At 46.4% G+C, this 18,661-nt stretch carries 20 protein-coding genes; 7 read left to right on the top strand and 13 right to left on the bottom strand.

From position 1 onward, the window contains the following. Positions 1–7 precede the first annotated feature (7 nt). The 10 genes from VBY75_RS12570 to cutA all read right to left on the bottom strand — a co-directional run bounded on the left by VBY75_RS12570 (position 8) and on the right by cutA (position 9,314). Entirely contained in the window at positions 8–835 is an 828-nt protein-coding gene (locus VBY75_RS12570) for a class I SAM-dependent methyltransferase (RefSeq protein WP_278357912.1), read from the bottom strand. A gap of 86 nt (positions 836–921) precedes the next feature. Continuing rightward, complete coding sequence (gene purH, locus VBY75_RS12575) at positions 922–2,478, bottom strand: bifunctional phosphoribosylaminoimidazolecarboxamide formyltransferase/IMP cyclohydrolase (RefSeq protein WP_416512832.1); 1,557 nt, start codon at positions 2,476–2,478, stop codon at positions 922–924. Positions 2,479–2,556: 78 nt separating this feature from the next. Further along, positions 2,557–2,850 carry a DNA-binding transcriptional regulator Fis gene (fis, locus tag VBY75_RS12580; RefSeq protein WP_011235515.1) on the bottom strand — a complete coding sequence of 98 codons (294 nt, stop codon included), beginning with the start codon at positions 2,848–2,850 and terminating at the stop codon, positions 2,557–2,559. Positions 2,851–2,857: 7 nt separating this feature from the next. Further along, positions 2,858–3,829: a tRNA dihydrouridine synthase DusB gene (dusB, locus tag VBY75_RS12585; RefSeq protein ID WP_054491315.1), complete on the bottom strand. Its 972-nt coding sequence runs from the start codon at positions 3,827–3,829 to the stop codon at positions 2,858–2,860. A gap of 124 nt (positions 3,830–3,953) precedes the next feature. Continuing rightward, on the bottom strand, positions 3,954–4,835 hold the full coding sequence (gene prmA / locus VBY75_RS12590) for a 50S ribosomal protein L11 methyltransferase (RefSeq protein ID WP_054491316.1): 882 nt from the start codon (positions 4,833–4,835) through the stop codon (positions 3,954–3,956). 3 nt (positions 4,836–4,838) lie between these two features. After that, complete coding sequence (gene accC / locus VBY75_RS12595; RefSeq protein ID WP_271332328.1) at positions 4,839–6,188, bottom strand: acetyl-CoA carboxylase biotin carboxylase subunit; 1,350 nt, start codon at positions 6,186–6,188, stop codon at positions 4,839–4,841. A 20-nt stretch (positions 6,189–6,208) separates the two neighbouring features. Continuing rightward, a complete protein-coding gene (accB, locus tag VBY75_RS12600) occupies positions 6,209–6,667 on the bottom strand; it encodes an acetyl-CoA carboxylase biotin carboxyl carrier protein (RefSeq protein ID WP_416512835.1) in 459 nt (152 codons plus the stop codon). Positions 6,668–6,681: 14 nt separating this feature from the next. Beyond that, positions 6,682–7,140 carry a type II 3-dehydroquinate dehydratase gene (aroQ, locus tag VBY75_RS12605; RefSeq protein WP_054491329.1) on the bottom strand — a complete coding sequence of 153 codons (459 nt, stop codon included), beginning with the start codon at positions 7,138–7,140 and terminating at the stop codon, positions 6,682–6,684. Positions 7,141–7,284: 144 nt separating this feature from the next. Continuing rightward, positions 7,285–8,997 (bottom strand): protein-disulfide reductase DsbD, encoded by a 1,713-nt coding sequence (locus VBY75_RS12610; protein WP_416512837.1) that lies wholly within the window; start codon positions 8,995–8,997, stop codon positions 7,285–7,287. Then, complete coding sequence (gene cutA / locus VBY75_RS12615; RefSeq protein ID WP_222235844.1) at positions 8,994–9,314, bottom strand: divalent-cation tolerance protein CutA; 321 nt, start codon at positions 9,312–9,314, stop codon at positions 8,994–8,996. Before cutA ends, VBY75_RS12610 begins: the two co-directional genes overlap by 4 nt. 163 nt (positions 9,315–9,477) lie before the next feature. On the opposite strand from cutA, the gene VBY75_RS12620 reads away from it, so the two are divergent. The 3 genes from VBY75_RS12620 (at position 9,478) to VBY75_RS12630 (ending at position 12,103) form a co-directional block, all read left to right on the top strand. Further along, on the top strand, positions 9,478–9,768 hold the full coding sequence (locus tag VBY75_RS12620) for a co-chaperone GroES (RefSeq protein WP_054491321.1): 291 nt from the start codon (positions 9,478–9,480) through the stop codon (positions 9,766–9,768). Between the two features lie 57 nt (positions 9,769–9,825). Continuing rightward, positions 9,826–11,472 (top strand): chaperonin GroEL, encoded by a 1,647-nt coding sequence (gene groL, locus VBY75_RS12625; RefSeq protein WP_054491322.1) that lies wholly within the window; start codon positions 9,826–9,828, stop codon positions 11,470–11,472. Positions 11,473–11,596: 124 nt separating this feature from the next. Beyond that, entirely contained in the window at positions 11,597–12,103 is a 507-nt protein-coding gene (locus tag VBY75_RS12630) for a DUF3016 domain-containing protein (protein ID WP_416512840.1), read from the top strand. Here the strand turns inward: VBY75_RS12630 and priC are convergent. Then, positions 12,084–12,404 carry a primosomal replication protein PriC gene (gene priC / locus VBY75_RS12635; RefSeq protein ID WP_054491324.1) on the bottom strand — a complete coding sequence of 107 codons (321 nt, stop codon included), beginning with the start codon at positions 12,402–12,404 and terminating at the stop codon, positions 12,084–12,086. The genes VBY75_RS12630 and priC overlap by 20 nt on opposite strands. After that, the gene (gene epmB, locus VBY75_RS12640) at positions 12,401–13,447 is read right to left on the bottom strand and encodes an EF-P beta-lysylation protein EpmB (RefSeq protein WP_416512842.1); all 1,047 of its coding nucleotides are present in this window, start codon (positions 13,445–13,447) and stop codon (positions 12,401–12,403) included. The genes priC and epmB overlap by 4 nt, the downstream gene beginning before the upstream one ends. A 108-nt stretch (positions 13,448–13,555) precedes the next feature. On the opposite strand from epmB, the gene efp reads away from it, so the two are divergent. The 3 genes from efp to VBY75_RS12655 all read left to right on the top strand — a co-directional run bounded on the left by efp (position 13,556) and on the right by VBY75_RS12655 (position 15,616). Further along, a complete protein-coding gene (gene efp, locus VBY75_RS12645) occupies positions 13,556–14,125 on the top strand; it encodes an elongation factor P (protein WP_011235502.1) in 570 nt (189 codons plus the stop codon). 6 nt (positions 14,126–14,131) lie between these two features. Further along, positions 14,132–15,109, top strand: a complete 978-nt coding sequence (epmA, locus tag VBY75_RS12650; RefSeq protein ID WP_416512845.1) for an elongation factor P--(R)-beta-lysine ligase — start codon at positions 14,132–14,134, stop codon at positions 15,107–15,109. A 102-nt stretch (positions 15,110–15,211) separates the two neighbouring features. Then, the gene (locus VBY75_RS12655; protein WP_278355267.1) at positions 15,212–15,616 is read left to right on the top strand and encodes a MerC domain-containing protein; all 405 of its coding nucleotides are present in this window, start codon (positions 15,212–15,214) and stop codon (positions 15,614–15,616) included. Here VBY75_RS12655 and trmA read toward each other — a convergent pair. Next, a complete protein-coding gene (gene trmA / locus VBY75_RS12660; RefSeq protein ID WP_222235838.1) occupies positions 15,613–16,716 on the bottom strand; it encodes a tRNA (uridine(54)-C5)-methyltransferase TrmA in 1,104 nt (367 codons plus the stop codon). The genes VBY75_RS12655 and trmA overlap by 4 nt on opposite strands. A gap of 135 nt (positions 16,717–16,851) precedes the next feature. On the opposite strand from trmA, the gene VBY75_RS12665 reads away from it, so the two are divergent. Beyond that, a complete protein-coding gene (locus VBY75_RS12665; protein WP_222235837.1) occupies positions 16,852–18,444 on the top strand; it encodes a S8 family serine peptidase in 1,593 nt (530 codons plus the stop codon). Positions 18,445–18,661 lie beyond the last annotated feature (217 nt).

The following is an 18,661-nucleotide window of genomic DNA, read 5'->3' on the forward strand; positions in this document are numbered from 1 at the left end:
CTGTCCTCTAGTCTGTAACGGGTTTGCGAAACTTCAAGGTGAAGCGATCGCTTTCACCAATGGCTTCGTATTTTTCTCTGTTTTCTTCACCGAGAGTCAGGGTTGGAGGTAAAGTCCAGACACCTTTAGGGTGATCAGCTGTATCTTCTGGGTTTGCGTTGATTTCGGCACTAGCTACAAACTCGAAACCGGCTTGTTCAGCTAAATCTATTACCCAGCTTTCTTTTACATAGCCAGAGTCTTTAAAAGCTTCAGCATCTTTTGACTCGGGCAGGCGATGGTCAACGATACCCAGCATACCATTAGGTTTCAGCGTTTGATGAAACTGACGGAATGCCTGAATGACACCTTCTTCGCCTTCTTGCATATACCAGTTGTGAAGGTTGCGGAACGTCAGCACACGATCGGCACTACGAGCCGGTGCCAGTTCAGTGTCTTTACCCGGTGCAAACTCAGTTAAAACAACATTACCGTAGAGCGGGTTGGTGGTTAACTTTTCTTTGAAATTTTCAAGTGAGCGTTGGTAGTAGTCGCTACCTGAATCTTCCGGGAAGTGTGCCGCGTAAAGCTGTCCTTCATCCGCCAGATAAGGGGCTAATATTTCAGTATACCAACCACCACCTGGCCAAATTTCCACTACTGTCATACTCGGCTCTAGCTCAAAAAACTCTAAAGTTTCTTTTGGGTTACGGAATTCATCACGAGCAGCGTATTTGTCGGTGCGGGATTCATGGTCGACTGCCGCTTGCAAAGAATCCGCCTCGGGGGCTGGAGAGCAGGCACTAAGGGCACTTGCTAATACTATGACAGAAGCGGATGTTATTAATTTTCTCATGCTATCACCTGTAGGGTTGGGAACTTGTCTATTAGACTAGCCCCCAAACGTTACGGACGCAATGCTATGCCCACGGGTTAAGTTGCCTAGTGGCGGAAATGTCTCATGCCGGTGAATACCATCGCGATACCGTGTTCATTAGCAGCAGCGATGATCTCTTCGTCACGGATCGAGCCCCCCGGCTGAATGATAGCACTGATACCGGCTTCGGCGGCGGCATCAATACCATCTCTGAACGGGAAGAAAGCATCAGAAGCCATAACGGAACCAGGCACACTAAGATTTTCGTCGGCCGCTTTTATACCGGCAATTTTAGCGCTGTAAACGCGGCTCATTTGGCCGGCGCCTACGCCTACTGTCATGCCGTCTTTGGCATAAACAATGGCATTAGACTTAACAAACTTGGCAACTTTCCAGCAGAATAATAAGTCGGTCATCTGTGCTTCTGTTGGTTGCTTTTCAGTGACCACTTTTAATTCGTCTGCGTTAAAGTCCTGATTGTCGGTATCTTGTACTAATAAACCGCCACTAACTCGCTTGTAATCTAGCTGGGTGTTGGTTTCTTCCCAATTGCCGCACTCTAACAAACGAACGTTCTTTTTACCGGCAACCGCAGTTCTGGCTTTGTCGCTGACACAAGGCGCGATAATAACCTCAACAAACTGGCGCTCGACAATAGCTGTTGCCGTTGTTTCATCCAGCTCACGGTTGAAAGCAATAATGCCACCGAAGGCGGAAGTTGGATCGGTCTTAAAAGCACGATCATAAGCATCGGTAATGGACTCACCAATTGCGACACCGCAAGGGTTTGCATGCTTAACAATAACGCAGGCCGGCTCAGCAAAGCTTTTTACGCATTCAAGCGCCGCGTCTGTATCGGCAATATTGTTAAAGGACAACGCTTTGCCCTGAATTTGCGTGGCGCTGGAAACGGTACCGGCTGGAGCATTACGTTCGGTATAAAATGCAGCCGACTGATGTGAGTTTTCGCCGTAACGTAAGTCCTGCTTTTTCGATACCTGCAGGTTTAATGTACGTGCAAAGTCATTTTCACTCAGTTGCTTACCAAGGTAATTTGCAATCATGCCATCGTACTGGGCGGTGTGTTCGAATGCAGCGACCGCTAAGTCAAAGCGAGTGCTGTGGCTGACTCCGTCCTGTTCTTCTAGTTCAGCAAGCACGCGTTGGTAGTCATTGGCATTGACAACAATGGTCACGTCTTTGTGATTTTTGGCTGCAGCGCGAACCATAGTCGGGCCGCCAATATCGATATTTTCTATCGCGTCCTCTAACGTGCAACCTTCTTTGGCTACCGTTTCAGCAAAGGGATACAGGTTAACCACAACCATATCGATAGGCGCAATATTCTGTTCTTGCATGACTGTCTGATCGATATCGCGGCGACCTAAAATGCCTCCGTGAACTTTCGGATGCAAAGTTTTTACGCGCCCGCCCATAATCTCTTCCTGGCCGGTATGCTCAGAAACGTCAATAACGGTTATGCCTGAATCGCGAAGTAGCTTAGCGGTGCCACCTGTAGAGAGAATTTCAATGCCTTTTTTGGCCAGAGATTGAGCGAATTCAACAATACCGGTTTTATCAGAAACACTGATTAAAGCGCGTTGGATTGGACGGGTTTCCATTGTTTTGCCTTTCTATAACTCAGTTAAATTACGGGGAGGTCAATAAAAAAAGGGCGCCAAAAGGCGCCCAAAAAATTTTTAATTCATGCCGTATTTTTTCAGCTTCTTGCGTAAAGTGCCGCGGTTAATACCTAACATAGTTGCGGCGCGGGTTTGATTACCCCGGGTATAAGTCATGACTTCTTCTAGTAGCGGCGCCTCCACCTCGGATAACACCAGCTCGTACAATTCTTCAGGGTCCTGACCGTCCAGCTGGCGCAGAAAGCTATTCAACGCTTGCTTCACGGAGTCACGCAACGGCTTTGGCTGTGCGTTATTACCGATAGTGGTCAGGGGAGATACGTTTTCACGACTAGGGTTTTGATCAAACATAATACGCTTATCTCTTCTCTACAGTGACAAAATAATCTTCAAGTGCCTTAAGTTGCGCTTCGGCATCCTCAAGACGATTAAATGTTTGCCTGAATTCATCATTGCTGGCTTTTTCTTTTAAATACCAACCAACGTGTTTCCTGGCGATTCTGACACCCTGGTAACTGCCGTAAAATTCGTGCAATTTACCAACGTGATGAATGACGGTTTCAGCCACTTCAGTTAGCGACGGCGGTTGAAGTTCCTTGCCTGTCTGAAGAAAGTAAGCAATTTCTCTAAACAGCCAGGGATTACCCTGCGCGCCACGACCAATCATAATGGCATCTGCCCCGGTATACTCAAGAACTTGTTTTGCCTGTAACGGTGTACGAATATCGCCGTTAGCAACAACGGGAATCGAAACGGCGTTTTTAATTGCTTTTATCGTGTCGTATTCTGCACTACCTTTATACATGCAGGCGCGAGTACGACCGTGAATAGCAAGTGACTGAATACCACAGCGTTCTGCTAACTGCGCTATATCAATACCGTTTTTATGTTCAGGATCCCAGCCGGTTCTTGTCTTTAGCGTTACCGGAACGTCGACAGCGTTAACGACCGCTGTCAGTATCTCTTCAACTAACTCAGGGTGCTGCATAAGCGCCGAGCCAGCCATTTTTTTATTCACCTTTTTCGCCGGGCAGCCCATATTTATATCGATAATCTGCGCGCCCATACTGACATTAACCCGCGCAGCTTCAGCCATTAACTCTGGTTCAGAGCCCGCTATTTGCACGGCACGAATGCCAAGCTCTCCCGAATGATCCATGCGTTGCCTGGATTTATCGGTCTGCCATACCTTGGGGTTACTGGACAGCATCTCTGATACTGTAAGCCCAGCCCCCGTGCTGTAACAAAGCTGACGGAACGGCTGGTCAGTAACTCCAGCCATGGGAGCTAATATGACCTGATTGTCGAGTTGATATGGGCCAATCCGCATCGGTTAAAAACTACGCAGCGAAAGGGTGAGGAATTTTAGGGAATTTGCGCAATAAAGAAAAGGCTATTTATTACGCAATTTGGGTCTTTTTTTCATTTTTTACTATTGACAAAGCGGACGCTTGTTAACCAACCCGAGTACCGCTAAGCATTGCCCAGTCGCCGTCTATAGTCGGAGTGTCGAACTGTATCTGAGGTTGATAAGCTTCAATAACCCCTTCTATTTGTCGCTCCAATATTCCGGATAAGACTAATTGTCCCCCTGGCGCAACGAAGCCAATTATCGTATCGGCAAGTTCACGTAACGGGCCGGCAAGAACATTGGCCAGAACCAAATCAACTTGAGTATTAGGCTGCTGAGTTGGCAGGTAAAGACTGAATTTATCACCGACCTTGTTACGTTCGGCGTTGTCTTTTGTCGCAATCAGGGCTTGCTGGTCAATATCAATACCAGCGACATGTTTGGCGTCAAATAGTAACGCGGCAATGCCGAGAATTCCTGATCCGCAACCAAAGTCGACAACGGTTTTACCCGTGGGGGGATTGGCATCTATCCAACGTAAACACATCGCGGTTGTTGGGTGAGTACCCGTACCAAAAGCCATGCCGGGATCGAGCAAAATATTAACGGCATCCGGCTGCGGTACTTCCCGCCAGCTAGGACAAATCCACAAACTTTCGCCAAAACGAATAGGGTGGAAGTTATCCATCCATTCGCGTTCCCAGTCCTTGTCTTCCAGTGGGTCGACTTTGTATTGCAAGTTGCTGTCGAAAACGTTGGACTGCTTCAGGTTGGCAATAATAGCTTTTATATCAGCTTCGGCGTCAAACAAGCCCGTCGCTAAGGTGTGTTCCCACAATATAACGTCGCCGGGGCGTGGCTCAAAAATGGGGGTATCAGCGCCGTCGCGGTATGTAACCGCCTGAGCGCCGTTAGCCATGAGCATGTCCCCCACCTGGGGAGCATGCTCTTCACTGCAAGAAAGCGTCAGTTGTATCCAGGGCATTAATTAATGCCCGCCCAAACCGAGCTTTTTCTCAAGGTAGTGAATATTAGTACCACCGTGCTGGAAGTTTTCGTCTGCCATAATTGATTTTTGCAGAGGAATGTTCGTTTTAATGTTCTCGATGATCAGTTCACTCAAAGCATTACGCATACGTGCTATAGCAATATCGCGGTTCTCGCCGTAAGTAATCAGTTTACCTATCATTGAGTCATAGTTAGGCGGTACTTTGTAATCCGCGTAAACGTGTGAGTCCCAACGAACACCAAAGCCGCCCGGAGAATGGAAACGAGTGATGGTACCGGGAGATGGTGTAAAAGTATCCGGATCTTCGGCGTTAATACGGCACTCAACCGCATGACCGCGAATAACGACATCTTCCTGACTAATTGATAGTTGGCGGCCTGCCGCTATGCGCAACTGCTCTTTAATTAAGTCGATACCTGTGACCATTTCAGTAACCGGATGCTCAACCTGAATACGCGTGTTCATTTCAATGAAGTAGAACTCGCCGTTTTCATACAGAAACTCAAAGGTACCAGCACCGCGGTAACCCAGCTCTACACAAGCTTTCGCACAACGCTCACCAATGAACTTGCGCATTTCCGGAGTAATACCGGGAGCTGGCGCTTCTTCAACGACTTTCTGGTGACGACGTTGCATAGAGCAGTCACGTTCACCTAAATGAATGGCGTTACCTTGACCGTCGGCCAGAACCTGAATTTCAACATGGCGAGGGTTCTCAAGGAATTTCTCCATATAAACAACAGGGTTGCCGAACGCTGCACGAGCTTCGTTCTGAGTCATACTAATAGAGCTAAGCAGTTCGCTTTCTTTTCGTACAACTCGCATACCGCGACCACCGCCGCCGCCTGCTGCTTTAATAATAATTGGGTAGCCGATGCGCTTGGCAAGCTTCATATTACGCTCGTCATCATCGTCCAACGGGCCGTCGGAGCCTGGTACGCAGGGAACGCCGGTTTTCTTCATGGCTTTAATGGCTGACACTTTATCACCCATAAGGCGAATGAGATCAGGTGTTGGGCCAACAAAGATGAACCCGGACTGCTCCACCTGCTCGGCAAAGTCAGCGTTTTCAGCAAGAAAACCATAGCCCGGATGGATGGCCGCAGCATCGGTAATTTCAGCGGCGCTGATAATACGTGGGATATTCAGGTAGCTTTCGTTTGCTGGCGCTTTACCAATACAAATCGCTTCGTCAGCAAGTAAAACGTGCTTTAAATTTCTATCAACCGTCGAGTGAACTGCCACTGTTTTAATGCCGAGCTCTTTACAGGCTCGCAGTATGCGCAGTGCAATTTCGCCACGGTTGGCAATGACCACTTTATCTAACATGACAAATTCCTGCGGTTACTTTATTCAATGACAAACAGAGGTTGATCAAATTCAACTGGCTCTTCGTTGTCTACTAAAATTTGCTTAACGACACCGGACTTGTCAGCTTCAATTTGGTTCATCATTTTCATGGCTTCAATAATGCACAGTGTTTCGCCAGCATTAACACGAGAGCCTACAGTGACAAATGGCTTGGCATCAGGCGATGGTGCTTCATAGAAAGTTCCAACCATAGGCGAACGAACAACATGACCGTTAATTTCTTCGCTGGCTGGCTCCGCTGAAGCTGCTGGCTGGCTTGCCGGTGCCGCTGGGGCTTGCTGAGGCGCCTGTTGAGGCTGTGGCGCATACTGCATTGGCGCAGGTTGCGCACTGTAACGGTTAATCCGAACGGATTCTTCACCTTCGGTTATTTCCAGTTCAGCAACGCCAGATTCTTCAACGAGCTCAATCAGTTTCTTAATTTTTCGGATATCCATGCTAACGTCTACCTTTAGTTATCTGTGTTATTCAATATGTTTAAAGCTGCTTGTAATGCGTATTCGTAGCCACGGGCGCCAAGCCCGCAGATAACGCCGTCAGCCACATCGGCTAAATACGAGTGGTGGCGGAAGCTCTCCCGGCGATAAATATTAGAAAGGTGTACTTCGATAAAAGGGATTTGCACAGCGAGCAGAGCATCACGCAGCGCAATGCTGGTGTGAGCGTATGCTGCTGGATTGATCACGATATAATCGACAGAGTCTTTGGCGGCTTGTTGGATCCAGTCAATCAATTGATGTTCAGCATTTGACTGTCTGAAATCGAGCGAAGCGGAGTGCTTTTGGGCAATAGCGTCTAACGACTGGGCGATGTCATCCAGACTTTGACTACCATAAACCTCTGGCTCACGTTGTCCCAGTAAGTTTAGGTTAGGGCCATTTAGCACCAATATTTTAAAACGTTCTGCCATTGTGCCGCCATCTGCTGTGAAGTTACGGTAACTATTAAAATTGACCATAACTTTCAGTTTGGGTTCCTATAACAACAGTATTATAGGGAAAAAAAGCAAGATTGCAGCACTTTACTGGTCTTATCAGCGCATTTAGGCACAAGTTTACTCGGAAACTATCTTTTCCAGATGCTTTTCAAAATCTTCAGCGTTCATATAACCGGTAACTCGATACTCAGCTCGCTCCTTGCCTTCAGGGTCAAAGAACAGAATTGTGGGTAACCCCAATACCTGGTAGAGGCTTAGAATTTCAACGTCTTGCGCGTTATTGCGAGTAACGTCGGCCTGAATCAGTGTAAATTGCTCAAATTGTGCCTGAACGCCGGTATCCGAAAAGGTATATTGCTCAAACTCTTTGCAGGCAACACACCAGTCCGCGTAAAGGTCCAGCATAACCCAGCCGTCGCTATTTTCGACTTGTTGCTGTATTTCGTTAATGCTACTTACCTGGGTGAACAAGCCATGACTTTGCTGCTCTAACTGTGCTTTATTGACTTGCCAATAGCTTCCCGCGGTAGCCATAGCAGCCAATAAAATAATTGCAGTGACTTTGGTTGCAGTCCTCATTGACTGGCTGATTGCTACTGCCAGTGATACTGCCGCTAGAATGAAATAGAAAATCCACAACCACATACTGATGCTGGTGGGGAGTAATCGTTCTACTAAAAATAGACTGACCGCTAAGAGTAACCAGCCGAAAAACTGTTTCACCACCACCATCCATGCTCCGGCTTTTGGCAGAAGCTTCCCGCCGCTCAACCCGAACAATATTAATGGAACACCCATACCCAGGCTTAAGGCATAGAGAATTGCTGCACCGTTAATAATGTCGCCGGATTGCGCGATAAAAAGCAACGCGCCTGAGAGCGGAGCTGTGGTGCAAGGCGATGCAACCAGGCCTGAAATAGCTCCAATAACAAAGACACCAACAACATTGCCGCCGCTCTGCTGACCACTTAGGTTTTGTAGTTTTGACTGCCAACTAATGGGCAGTTGCAGGGTATAGGCACCGAGCATACTGAGTGCAAAGAGTGCAAAGAGTGCCGCAAGAACAAGAAGTACAACGGGGTGCTGAAAATAAGCCTGATACTGCATACCTGCTGAGGCGACGACCAAACCTAATAAAGAATAGGTAATGGCCATGCCCTGTACATAGATAAAAGACAGCCAAAGCGTGTTTTTCCAGGTGCGTTCACGGTTGCCCAAAACCACTCCGGATAAGATGGGGTACATGGGAAAGACGCAGGGAGTAAAAGCTAAACCAATACCCAGGGCAAAAAATAACAGTAAAGTGATAATCAAGTGTTGGTCTTCTATCCCGAAAAGACTGTTACCAGCGTTCTCTGCTGGTGCTGAAATGTCGCTGTTACCACCATTTGTAGGTAGTTTTATCTGCTTTTCTGTTGGTGGATAACAAAGTCCTGCATCGGCACACCCCTGGTAAAGTATGGTAATGCTGTCACCGGAAAAAGATGGATCCAGCGTAAAAGACCATTCAACGTAGTTACGGTAAACAACCGACTCGCCAAAAAACTCGTCCGTATGAGACTCTCCTTCCGGAAGTTCGGGGGCTTGAGCAGCAGCATTTGAGGGCACAACCTTGAACCGGTGTTGATACAGGTAGTATTCCGGGGCGATGACCCAACTGACAGTGATCTCGTCGCCGTCAATTTCGCTATCAAAATCAAAAGCCTGATCGACGGGTAAAAACTCATTCTGTTGCTGAAAAGGGTTAGATTGAACACCATGAGCAACGGGCGCAACCAAGGTTAGCGCTACGGTAAAAAGTATCAGGCATGAGATGAGCCGTTTTATCATTTGACTGAATCCTGTATCCACGTCAGGTAATCGGGTAATCCGTCTTCTATGTTAATGCTGATTAACTCCGGGGAATCGTATGGGTGATTCGCACTGACAAAGTCTTTTATGTCACCGAAGCGTTCATCGGTTGATTTTATCAGCATAAGCCACTCTTCATCTTCATGTACTTGCCCTTGCCAGGAGTAAATCGATGTCATATTAGGCACTATATTGACGCAGGCGACGAGCTTTTTCTCAACTAAGTTGCGGGCAAGTTGTTTCGCAGAAGAGTAACTGTCTGTGGTGCATAAAATCAATTTGGGTTGCTGAGTCATAGAACCTCCATATAGCGCCAGTGAGTCTGGCAAATTACCATAAAATTTTTTGCGCTTCCCCCTTGATAACAAAAATTCCTCCCCCATTTAATGAGCACGATGATTTTTACACGCCCTTAGGGGTACTAACCACTAACAACAATAGGTTGAGGAGTTATCAACAATGAAACTTCGTCCTTTACACGATCGAGTCATTATCAAACGCATTGAAGTCGAAGCGAAATCGGCTGGCGGCATTGTTCTGACTGGTTCTGCGGCAGAAAAATCTACGCGCGGTGAAGTCGTAGCGGTAGGCAAAGGCCGTATTCTGGATAACGGTGAAGTGCGTGCGCTTGACGTAAAAGCCGGTGATAAAGTGCTGTTCAGCGAAGGCTACGGTGTAAAAACCGAGAAAATCGATGGTGAAGAGTATTTGATCATGAGCGAAAGCGACATTCTGGCAATTGAAGAATAAGACGCCTGAGTCGCTTATTAGCACAACCGAATAAACGTATTTAAGAGGAAAGCAAAAATGGCAGCTAAAGAAGTCAAGTTTGGTAATACAGCACGTCAAAAAATGCTGAAAGGCGTAAATGTTCTTGCTGACTCAGTAAAAGTTACTTTGGGTCCAAAAGGCCGTAACGTTGTATTAGATAAATCGTTTGGCGCACCAGTTATCACTAAAGACGGTGTTTCTGTTGCGAAAGAAATCGAGCTGGAAGACAAGTTCGAAAACATGGGCGCTCAGATGGTTAAAGAAGTGGCGTCTAAAGCAAACGACGAAGCGGGTGACGGTACAACAACCGCAACCGTTCTGGCTCAGGCAATTGTAAATGAAGGTTTGAAGTCAGTAGCCGCGGGTATGAACCCAATGGATCTTAAGCGCGGTATCGACAAAGCCGTTATTGCCGCAGTTGAAGAGTTGAAGAAAATTTCTCAGCCTTGTGCCGATAGCAAAGCTATTGCTCAGGTAGCGACTATTTCTGCTAACGCGGATCACACTATTGGCGAAATCATTGCTCAGGCAATGGATAAAGTAGGCCAAGAAGGTGTTATTACAGTTGAAGAAGGTCAGGCACTGACTGACGAGCTGGATGTTGTTGAAGGTATGCAGTTCGACCGTGGTTACTTGTCTCCTTACTTCATTAACAATCAGGAAAGCGGTTCGGTTGAATTAGACAACCCGTTCATTCTTCTGATTGATAAGAAAATTTCTAATATCCGCGAATTACTGCCGGTATTAGAAGGTGTTTCTAAAGCCGGTAAACCTCTGCTTATTATTGCGGAAGACGTTGAAGGCGAAGCGCTGGCAACTCTGGTTGTGAACAACATGCGTGGCATTGTTAAAGTTGCAGCGGTTAAAGCACCAGGCTTTGGTGACCGTCGTAAAGCGATGCTGCAGGACATTGCTGTTCTGACTGGCGGTACTGTGGTTTCTGAAGAAATTGGCATGGAGCTGGAGAAAACTCAGCTGGAAGACTTAGGTACCGCGAAGCGCGTTGTCATTACTAAAGACAACACGACGGTTGTTGATGGTAACGGTGATGATGGCGCTATTGACGGCCGCGTTAACCAAATTAAACAGCAGATGGAAGACACAACGTCTGACTACGACCGCGAAAAACTGCAAGAGCGTCTGGCTAAATTAGCTGGCGGTGTTGCGGTGATTAAAGTCGGCGCTGCTACTGAAATGGAAATGAAAGAGAAGAAAGCGCGCGTTGAAGATGCGTTGCATGCAACTCGTGCGGCCGTTGAAGAAGGCGTAGTGCCCGGTGGTGGTGTTGCCTTGATTCGCGCAGCCAGTAAATTAGGTGACCTACGCGGTGACAACGAAGATCAGAACGTAGGTATTCGTCTGGCATTACGTGCAATGGAAGCGCCTCTGCGTCAAATTGCTATGAATGCTGGTGCTGAAGGTTCTGTTGTTGCTAACAGTGTTCGCGGTGGCGAAGGTAACTACGGTTACAACGCTGGTAACGACACTTATGGCGATATGCTGGAAATGGGTATTTTGGATCCAACCAAAGTTACTCGTTCAGCACTGCAGTTCGCAGCTTCGGTTGGCGCGCTGATGATCACCACTGAAGCGATGATTGCTGACATTCCACAAGATGACAACGCAGGCGGTATGCCTGGCGGCGACATGGGTGGAATGGGCGGTATGGGCGGCATGATGTAGTGCGCTCAAAGCTCGTTTAAAGAAGGGAGCCACTGCGGCTCCCTTTTTTTATGGAATTTTTTTGTAAAATAGTACTCTAACCGAATGGTAGTGTCCTTGGCGAAAGTATGGGAGGAAAATTAGCATGCGTGTTCAAGGTATATTAGGAACCGTTTTATTAACTTTTAGTTTTTCGGCGTTAGCTGGAACGGCTGAGGTTTCGTGGAAAGATGTTGATAGTTACACTGATATTCGACCTGCGGATGGCCTGAAAGATCGTTATCAGCAAAAGGTAATGGACAATTTGACTGAACACTTTCAAAGTTTGGCCGAAAAACTGCCTGAAGAGCAAAAGCTAGAAATTACAGTAACAGATGTTGACCTAACCGGTCGTCTTGAGCCCACGTTTGGACGCTCAAGTTCCAATTTCGTCCGTATTGTTCGGGAAATAGACTTCCCCAGAATGGAATTCGATTATCGCTTGGTTGGTAGTGCTGGAGAAGTTTTGAAGGAAGGCCAGGCAAATGTGAAAAACATGAGTTTTAACTACGATGGCCTGGCGTCAAGAGTACGTCGAAATGATCTGTACTTCGAAGAAGAAATGCTAACAGAGTGGTTTGAAGAAACGTTACTTAACCAGCCTGACGAATAGCTTTAAGGCGAGCAAGAGTTTCAGTCATCAACTGTAATTGTTGTACCAGTAACTGCAGCTGTTGTTCGTTGTCTTTGTCTTGTTGCCACTTTTCAAAGTTAGCAGCAATTTCGTTTAGGTATGGCTGAAAACGGTTGCCTTTGCTTTCAAATACAGTTTGTTCTGCGAATACACCCTGGAATTTGGCTTTGCCTTGTTGACGTAAATCGTCAAGGTATTGGTCGGCATCAATAACTTGGCGATACAGTTGTTGAAGGTGTTCTTGTAATTTAACTTCTACACTTTCCAGGTTGTCGCTCATAATTTATCCTTTGTTGATTCATTTGTGCCATCCGGCATGATAGCTGTTTTACTAAGCTCCCCCGCCTGCTCGCGTACAAGGCGGGGAACCAAAAAACCCGGTAACTCGCATGTCATTTTTTGCCACAACACCTGGGCTTTATCATCGCTGACTGCGAAATGACTGGCGCCTTCTACCTTATCCAGTTGATGTAAGTAATAGGGTAAAACACTGGCATCAAATAACTTCTCACTGAGCTGAGTAAGAGCTTCGATATTGTCATTCACACCATTTAGTAAAACGCTTTGGTTTAATAAGTGTATACCGGCGTGGTGCCATTCTTTTAAAGTGCGAGTTAAGGTTTCTGAAATTTCGTTAGCGTGGTTCACATGCAAAACCAAAACGCTTTTAAACCGACTTTGACTCAGCAAATCTTTCAGCTCATTTGTCAAGCGAGAGGGTATCACAACTGGCAATCGACTATGAATGCGTAAGCGGGTAAGTTGTGGCAAAAGCTCAAATTCTTTAATGAGATCTTTAAGCCGTTTGTCATTTGCCATTAATGGGTCGCCGCCACTTAGAATGACTTCGTTGATTTCCGGGTTGTCTTTAATGTAATTCAGTGTGTCTGATAACTGCCGTTTACTGAAGGTTAGCTCGTCGTATGGAAAATGACGGCGGAAGCAGTAACGGCAGTTTACGGCGCAGCCCCCCTGCAATATCAGTAGCACGCGACTTTTATATTTGTGCAACAGCCCCTCTACCGGTCCTTTCTGCTCCTGCAATGGGTCTGTGCTGTAACCCGGTGCTGAGTCAAACTCATTGCGCAACGGGAGTACTTGTCGTAGCAAAGGATCGTTGCTGTCACCCGCTTTCATTTGTGCAACAAAAGGCTTGGGGACTCGCATGGAAAACAGCTCTCTTGCTTTGATATCACCCAAGAATAATGAAGGCTCTAAATCAAGTGCACGGAGCAAATCGTCGGGCCGGGTGTAGGCTTGTTTCAGTTCGAACTGCCAGTCAGGACGGTTGTTTAGAGAAATGGGATATACTGACTCGGACACTTCGCCTCCGTGGCTGCTGCAAATAGCGTATATTTTACCTGAAAAAAGTCGCTATTTGTTTTATTATTGCGCGCAAATCATCAGGTATTTACAGAGGAAAGTCTCGTTATGGCGAACTACAGCACTAGTGAATTCAAAGGCGGTTTAAAAATCATGCAGGATGGTGAGCCTTGCTCCATCGTTGAAAACGAAATGGTTAAACCGGGTAAAGGTCAGGCCTTTAACCGTGTAAAAATCCGTAAGTTGATTAGTGGTAAGGTGGTCGAAAAGACGTTTAAATCTGGAGAGTCCGTTGAGGGCGCCGATGTTATTGAGCTTGAGTTATCGTACTTATATAACGATGGTGAGTTCTGGCACTTCATGAATAACGAAACCTTTGAACAGGTGCCTGCCGATGAAAAGGCGGTAGGTGAAGCGGAAAAATGGCTTGTTGAGCAAGATGTTTGTACCTTGACGTTATGGGAAGGTAAACCTATTAACGTTCAGCCACCAAATTTTGTTGAGCTAGAGATTACCGAAACCGACCCGGGCTTGAAAGGTGATACGGCTGGTACTGGTGGTAAGCCTGCGACTTTAAGCACAGGTGCCGTTGTTCGCGTGCCTTTATTTGTGCAAATTGGCGAAGTGATTAAAGTTGATACCCGTTCAGGTGAATACGTTTCCCGGGTGCAGAAGTAACCTAAGATGACGATGAACTGGCGGCCGACAGCGGATTGGTCAGTGCTTGTTAAACGCGCTGAGTTAATGCGACAAGTCCGCCAGTTTTTTTATGAACGACAGATAACTGAAGTCGATACGCACCTCTTATCGCAGTTCGGTGTCACAGACTGTCACCTGAATAATCTCACAACCGAGCTCAAACACCCATTACCTTCAGGAAAGAAAAAGCTCTACCTTCAGACATCACCGGAATACGCAATGAAGCGAATTCTTGCTGCTTATGGGCAAGATATTTTTCAGTTAAGCCATGTGGTTCGTGATGATGAAATAGGCCGTTTTCACAACCCTGAGTTTACCTTACTTGAGTGGTATCGGGTTGGTTACGATGATGTTCAGCTTATAACCGAGGTTTCTGAGCTGCTAACGTCACTATGTGGCGCACCGGAAACTAAAGTGGTCACTTACCAACAAGCTTTTATTGAATATCTGGGCGTGGATCCATTGAGTAGTGCAGGTGTGGATACAATACGGCGACACCTGGTTGAGCGTCCGTCTTTGTCGGAGTGGATGTCAAAGGAAACAGACGAAGACACCATTCTACAAGTGGCTTTTTCCGAGCTTATTGAAAGCCAGTTTCCTGATAATAGACCAATTTGTGTAACCGAGTTTCCACAGTCACAGGCCGCTTTGGCCAGAATCGACAGCAATGATGCACGTGTCGCACGCCGGTTCGAGTTTTATTACCGTGGGGTGGAGTTGGCTAATGGTTATTACGAGCTCTCAGATGCCGCTGAACAACGTGTTCGCTTCAAACAAGATAATGAGTGGCGGGAAAAGCATGGACGAGAGACTCAGCCCGAGGATACTCGTTTACTCGCTGCTTTAGAATCCGGTTTACCTGCCTGTGCGGGGATTGCTATGGGATTTGACCGACTTTTGATGATTATATGTGGAGCAAAAGAAATAAGCGAAGTCCTGCCTTTTTCTATTGATACAGCTTAAGTTTTTGCTGCTTAGAAACAATTTTTCATGATCTCCCTTGGTTATTCTTTCCGTATGTTATAATATAACAACTAAGCATTTGCGAAGAAGGTATTGCCAAGTATGTCAGCAGGAACATCCAAAAACTTGGATAAAGCAGGAATCTGGATCACCACCTTGTGTGCGATTCACTGCCTGCTGCTGCCTGTTATTCTGCCGCTATTAGCTATGGCGGGGTTGGCCTTTATCGGTGAAGACGCGTTAGAAAATACTATTTTAGGGCTAAGTGTTGTTGTGGGGCTCTGGTCGTTGATTAGTGGCGCACGTAAGCATGGCAAATGGCACCTTTTATCATTATTACTTTTAGGTGCCGTTATTTACTCTCAACGGGATATTCTGGGGCACTGGGGCGAACCTATTATTATTCTCTTCGGCGCCGGGCTGATTATATACGCTCATGTATCCAATCTACGCTTAAACCGTAAGCTCAATTTTTCTGCCCTTGCTGAAGAGCCTGCTCAAAACTAGTTGTGCTTTTCTAAAACCACGCCTGTTTCAATGTGATCGGTATAAGGGAATTGATCAAACATTGCTGCCGCTGTGACCTTATGAGTAGCCGATATCGCCTTAATATTGTCTATTAGCGTACTTGGGTTGCAGGAAATATAAATGATCCGCTGGTACTGAGAAACCAGTTTCAAGGTGTCTTTATCTAACCCGGCTCTGGGCGGATCGACCAATACCGTTTTGCAGTCAAAACTGTGAATATCTGCGTCAGCCGCTCGCTTTGATTCAAGCTCACCACTTAAAGCCGCACTAAACTCTTCAGCTGACATGCGTACAACAGTAACATTCTCGATGCCGTTTAACTGCGCCCCTTCACGGGCTGCAGCAACCGAGCCTTTGCTAATTTCGGTTGCCAGTACCGAATTGAACTGACCGGCCAATGGCAGAGTGAAATTTCCATTACCACAATAAAGCTCTAGTAAATCATGATTATTTTGGCCCGCCTGCTCACTGACCCATTCAATCATTTTCTCGTTAATACCCGAGTTTGGTTGAGTAAAGCTATTTTCGGTCTGAATTGACTGGTAGGTTTGCCCATTAACTTGAACATTCTCGATAACTGATTCAGAACCAAAAACAACTTTTTGTTTACGAGCCCGGCCAATTAGATGAACAACATCAGCAAAGGATTGAAGATAGCCATGTAACTCTTTTGCTTCAGCCTGCCACTCTTCTTCTAAGGGGCGGTGATAGAGAAGTGATACGATGGCCTGGTTGGACTTTGTCGTTAGAAAATCGACCTGAAACAACTTATGCCTCAATAAGGGTTTGTCGATAACGTGGTCTATGACCCCCTGCATCAGGCTATTTATAAGCTTGCTTCCCGGAGCAAAGTCATCTTTACGTATTTTTTCCCGAGTTTCAGGGTTAAACATAATGTAGTAAAGATCATCACCTTCGTGCCATACCCTGAACTCAGCCCTCATACGGTAATTGACAGGCTCTGATGGAAAAACGCGAAAGTCTTCAATACCAACTTCACTAAAGCTTTGGCGAATCTTATTAGATTTTTCAATAAGCTGTGCTTCGTAATTTAAAGTCTCGATAGACCGATACGTCATTTATCATACCTGTGTAAAATTTGGTTACAATTTGTTACAAATTGTGGCAACTTAATTTTGCCGACGAAAGAATAACTATTCTCTCACGTTGTGTTGGCCCTGAAAATTCAAAACATAAAAAACACAGGGTTAATTATGAAACTGTTATCAAAAAAATCTCTCGTATTTTTAGCTTGTTCTTCAGTCCTAGCGGCATCTGCTCAGGCTGCTAATGATAAAGAGCGAGTGATTGTTGCCTTTAAACCAGGTAACAAAGCTGCAATTGAGTCTGCAGTGGCAAAAGCTGGCGGGCAGAAGAACGTTGATTTGTCACGCTATAACGCGATGTCAATCACGGTTCCTGCGAACGCGCTGAAAGGGCTCAAGAATAATCCTAATGTTGAATACGTAGAAGCCGATGAAAAAAGACATTTAATGGCATCGGAGTATGAACCCAACCAACCCTACGGGATTTCTCAGGTCCAAGCTGATCTCGTTTCGGATGCTGCTGCAGGTAATACAAAAGTTTGTATTATCGACTCGGGCTACGATTTAGGGCACCCGGACTTACAAAGTGCCGGTGTTGATGGTAGCTATGACTCGGGAACAGGCAACTGGTACACCGACGAAAACAGTCATGGTACTCACGTAGCCGGCACAATAGCTGCGCTTGCAAATGGTACGGGTGTTGTTGGCGTATTGCCAAATGGCAATATTAACCTCCATATTGTAAAAGTGTTTAATGCCGATGGTTGGGGATACTCCTCTTCACTGATAGCAGCAGCTGACGAATGTGCGGCGGCTGGTGCAAATGTTATCAATATGAGCCTGGGCGGCGACCGTGGCAGCAAAACCGAAGAAAGAGCTTTTGGTGACCTGGACTCACAAGGCATTCTGAGTGTTGCTGCTGCGGGCAACGCTGGTAATACTCGTCATTCTTATCCTGCGTCGTATGATGCGGTTGTCTCAGTTGCTGCAGTTGACGAAGCGAAGCAAGTTGCTTCTTTTTCTCAGCAAACCAATCAGGTTGAACTGTCGGGCCCTGGTGTTGCGGTTTTATCGTCAGTACCTCGCGGAATGGGTGAACGTTCCGAGGTTACGGTCTCCAATACTGCATACGATAATTTAGCGATGGATGGCTCTGCTAAAGGCAGTGCATCCGGTGCATTAGCGGATTGCGGCATTGGCGACCAGGCTTGTGCTGACGCAGTTGGCGATATTTGCTTAATTGAACGTGGTTCAATTAGCTTTGCGGAAAAGGTTCAAGCTTGTGAAGCCGGCGGTGGTGTTGGCGCTATCATATACAATAATGAGCCTGGTGTCGTTTCTGGCACGTTAGGCGAAACCGTAACATCAATTCCTTCTGTTGGAATTAGTGATGTCGATGGTGCTTCACTAATGAACCAGTTGGGAGCTTCTGCAACAGTATCTGTAGAAGACAGTGACTGGGCTTTCTTTGACGGGACGTCAATGGCGACCCCTCATGTTGTTGGTGTAGCTGCGTTAGTCTGGAGTCACTATTCAGAATGCTCCAACGGCGATATCCGCTCTGCATTGGCATCAACCGCTGAAGATTTAGGTACTGCTGGTCGTGATGATGCCTATGGTTATGGGTTAGTCCAAGCTAAGGCAGCTTACGATTACTTGGCAACTAATGGATGTGGCGGATCGGATGGCGGTACCGACGATGGAGGAGATACTTCTGGCCCAGGTAACGGTAATGGGAAAGGTAATGGTAAGAACAAGTAGTAATACATACCTTTAGTAATAAGCAAGAAAGCCTCCATATACTGGGGGCTTTTTTGCTTTTAGGTTATAAAAAATGTTGGTTCAAATAACATCTGAGCAAACTTTACGCAGTCAGCAAAAAAACAGTTATAAAGGCATAAAAAGCGCTTGACGGGGCGAGTTAAATCTCTAAAATGCGCTCCACGTTCGAGGCAGGCAACGAAGCCGCCGAAAACCT

The organism is Idiomarina sp. HB (assembly GCF_048059115.1).
Classification (GTDB): Bacteria; Pseudomonadota; Gammaproteobacteria; order Enterobacterales; family Alteromonadaceae; genus Idiomarina; species Idiomarina abyssalis.

What these genes read in the sequence shown, in the direction of transcription:
- VBY75_RS12570 (WP_278357912.1), bottom strand. Translation starts at nt 835, where the DNA reads ATGAGAAAATTAATAACATCCGCTTCTGTCATAGTATTAGCAAGTGCC.
- VBY75_RS12620 (WP_054491321.1), top strand. Translation starts at nt 9,478, where the DNA reads ATGAAACTTCGTCCTTTACACGATCGAGTCATTATCAAACGCATTGAA.
- accB (WP_416512835.1), bottom strand. Translation starts at nt 6,667, where the DNA reads ATGGATATCCGAAAAATTAAGAAACTGATTGAGCTCGTTGAAGAATCT.
- VBY75_RS12655 (WP_278355267.1), top strand. Translation starts at nt 15,212, where the DNA reads ATGTCAGCAGGAACATCCAAAAACTTGGATAAAGCAGGAATCTGGATC.
- dusB (WP_054491315.1), bottom strand. Translation starts at nt 3,829, where the DNA reads ATGCGGATTGGCCCATATCAACTCGACAATCAGGTCATATTAGCTCCC.
- purH (WP_416512832.1), bottom strand. Translation starts at nt 2,478, where the DNA reads ATGGAAACCCGTCCAATCCAACGCGCTTTAATCAGTGTTTCTGATAAA.
- cutA (WP_222235844.1), bottom strand. Translation starts at nt 9,314, where the DNA reads ATGACTCAGCAACCCAAATTGATTTTATGCACCACAGACAGTTACTCT.
- fis (WP_011235515.1), bottom strand. Translation starts at nt 2,850, where the DNA reads ATGTTTGATCAAAACCCTAGTCGTGAAAACGTATCTCCCCTGACCACT.
- epmA (WP_416512845.1), top strand. Translation starts at nt 14,132, where the DNA reads ATGACGATGAACTGGCGGCCGACAGCGGATTGGTCAGTGCTTGTTAAA.
- VBY75_RS12665 (WP_222235837.1), top strand. Translation starts at nt 16,852, where the DNA reads ATGAAACTGTTATCAAAAAAATCTCTCGTATTTTTAGCTTGTTCTTCA.
- efp (WP_011235502.1), top strand. Translation starts at nt 13,556, where the DNA reads ATGGCGAACTACAGCACTAGTGAATTCAAAGGCGGTTTAAAAATCATG.
- trmA (WP_222235838.1), bottom strand. Translation starts at nt 16,716, where the DNA reads ATGACGTATCGGTCTATCGAGACTTTAAATTACGAAGCACAGCTTATT.
- priC (WP_054491324.1), bottom strand. Translation starts at nt 12,404, where the DNA reads ATGAGCGACAACCTGGAAAGTGTAGAAGTTAAATTACAAGAACACCTT.
- accC (WP_271332328.1), bottom strand. Translation starts at nt 6,188, where the DNA reads ATGTTAGATAAAGTGGTCATTGCCAACCGTGGCGAAATTGCACTGCGC.
- prmA (WP_054491316.1), bottom strand. Translation starts at nt 4,835, where the DNA reads ATGCCCTGGATACAACTGACGCTTTCTTGCAGTGAAGAGCATGCTCCC.
- VBY75_RS12610 (WP_416512837.1), bottom strand. Translation starts at nt 8,997, where the DNA reads ATGATAAAACGGCTCATCTCATGCCTGATACTTTTTACCGTAGCGCTA.
- VBY75_RS12630 (WP_416512840.1), top strand. Translation starts at nt 11,597, where the DNA reads ATGCGTGTTCAAGGTATATTAGGAACCGTTTTATTAACTTTTAGTTTT.
- aroQ (WP_054491329.1), bottom strand. Translation starts at nt 7,140, where the DNA reads ATGGCAGAACGTTTTAAAATATTGGTGCTAAATGGCCCTAACCTAAAC.
- groL (WP_054491322.1), top strand. Translation starts at nt 9,826, where the DNA reads ATGGCAGCTAAAGAAGTCAAGTTTGGTAATACAGCACGTCAAAAAATG.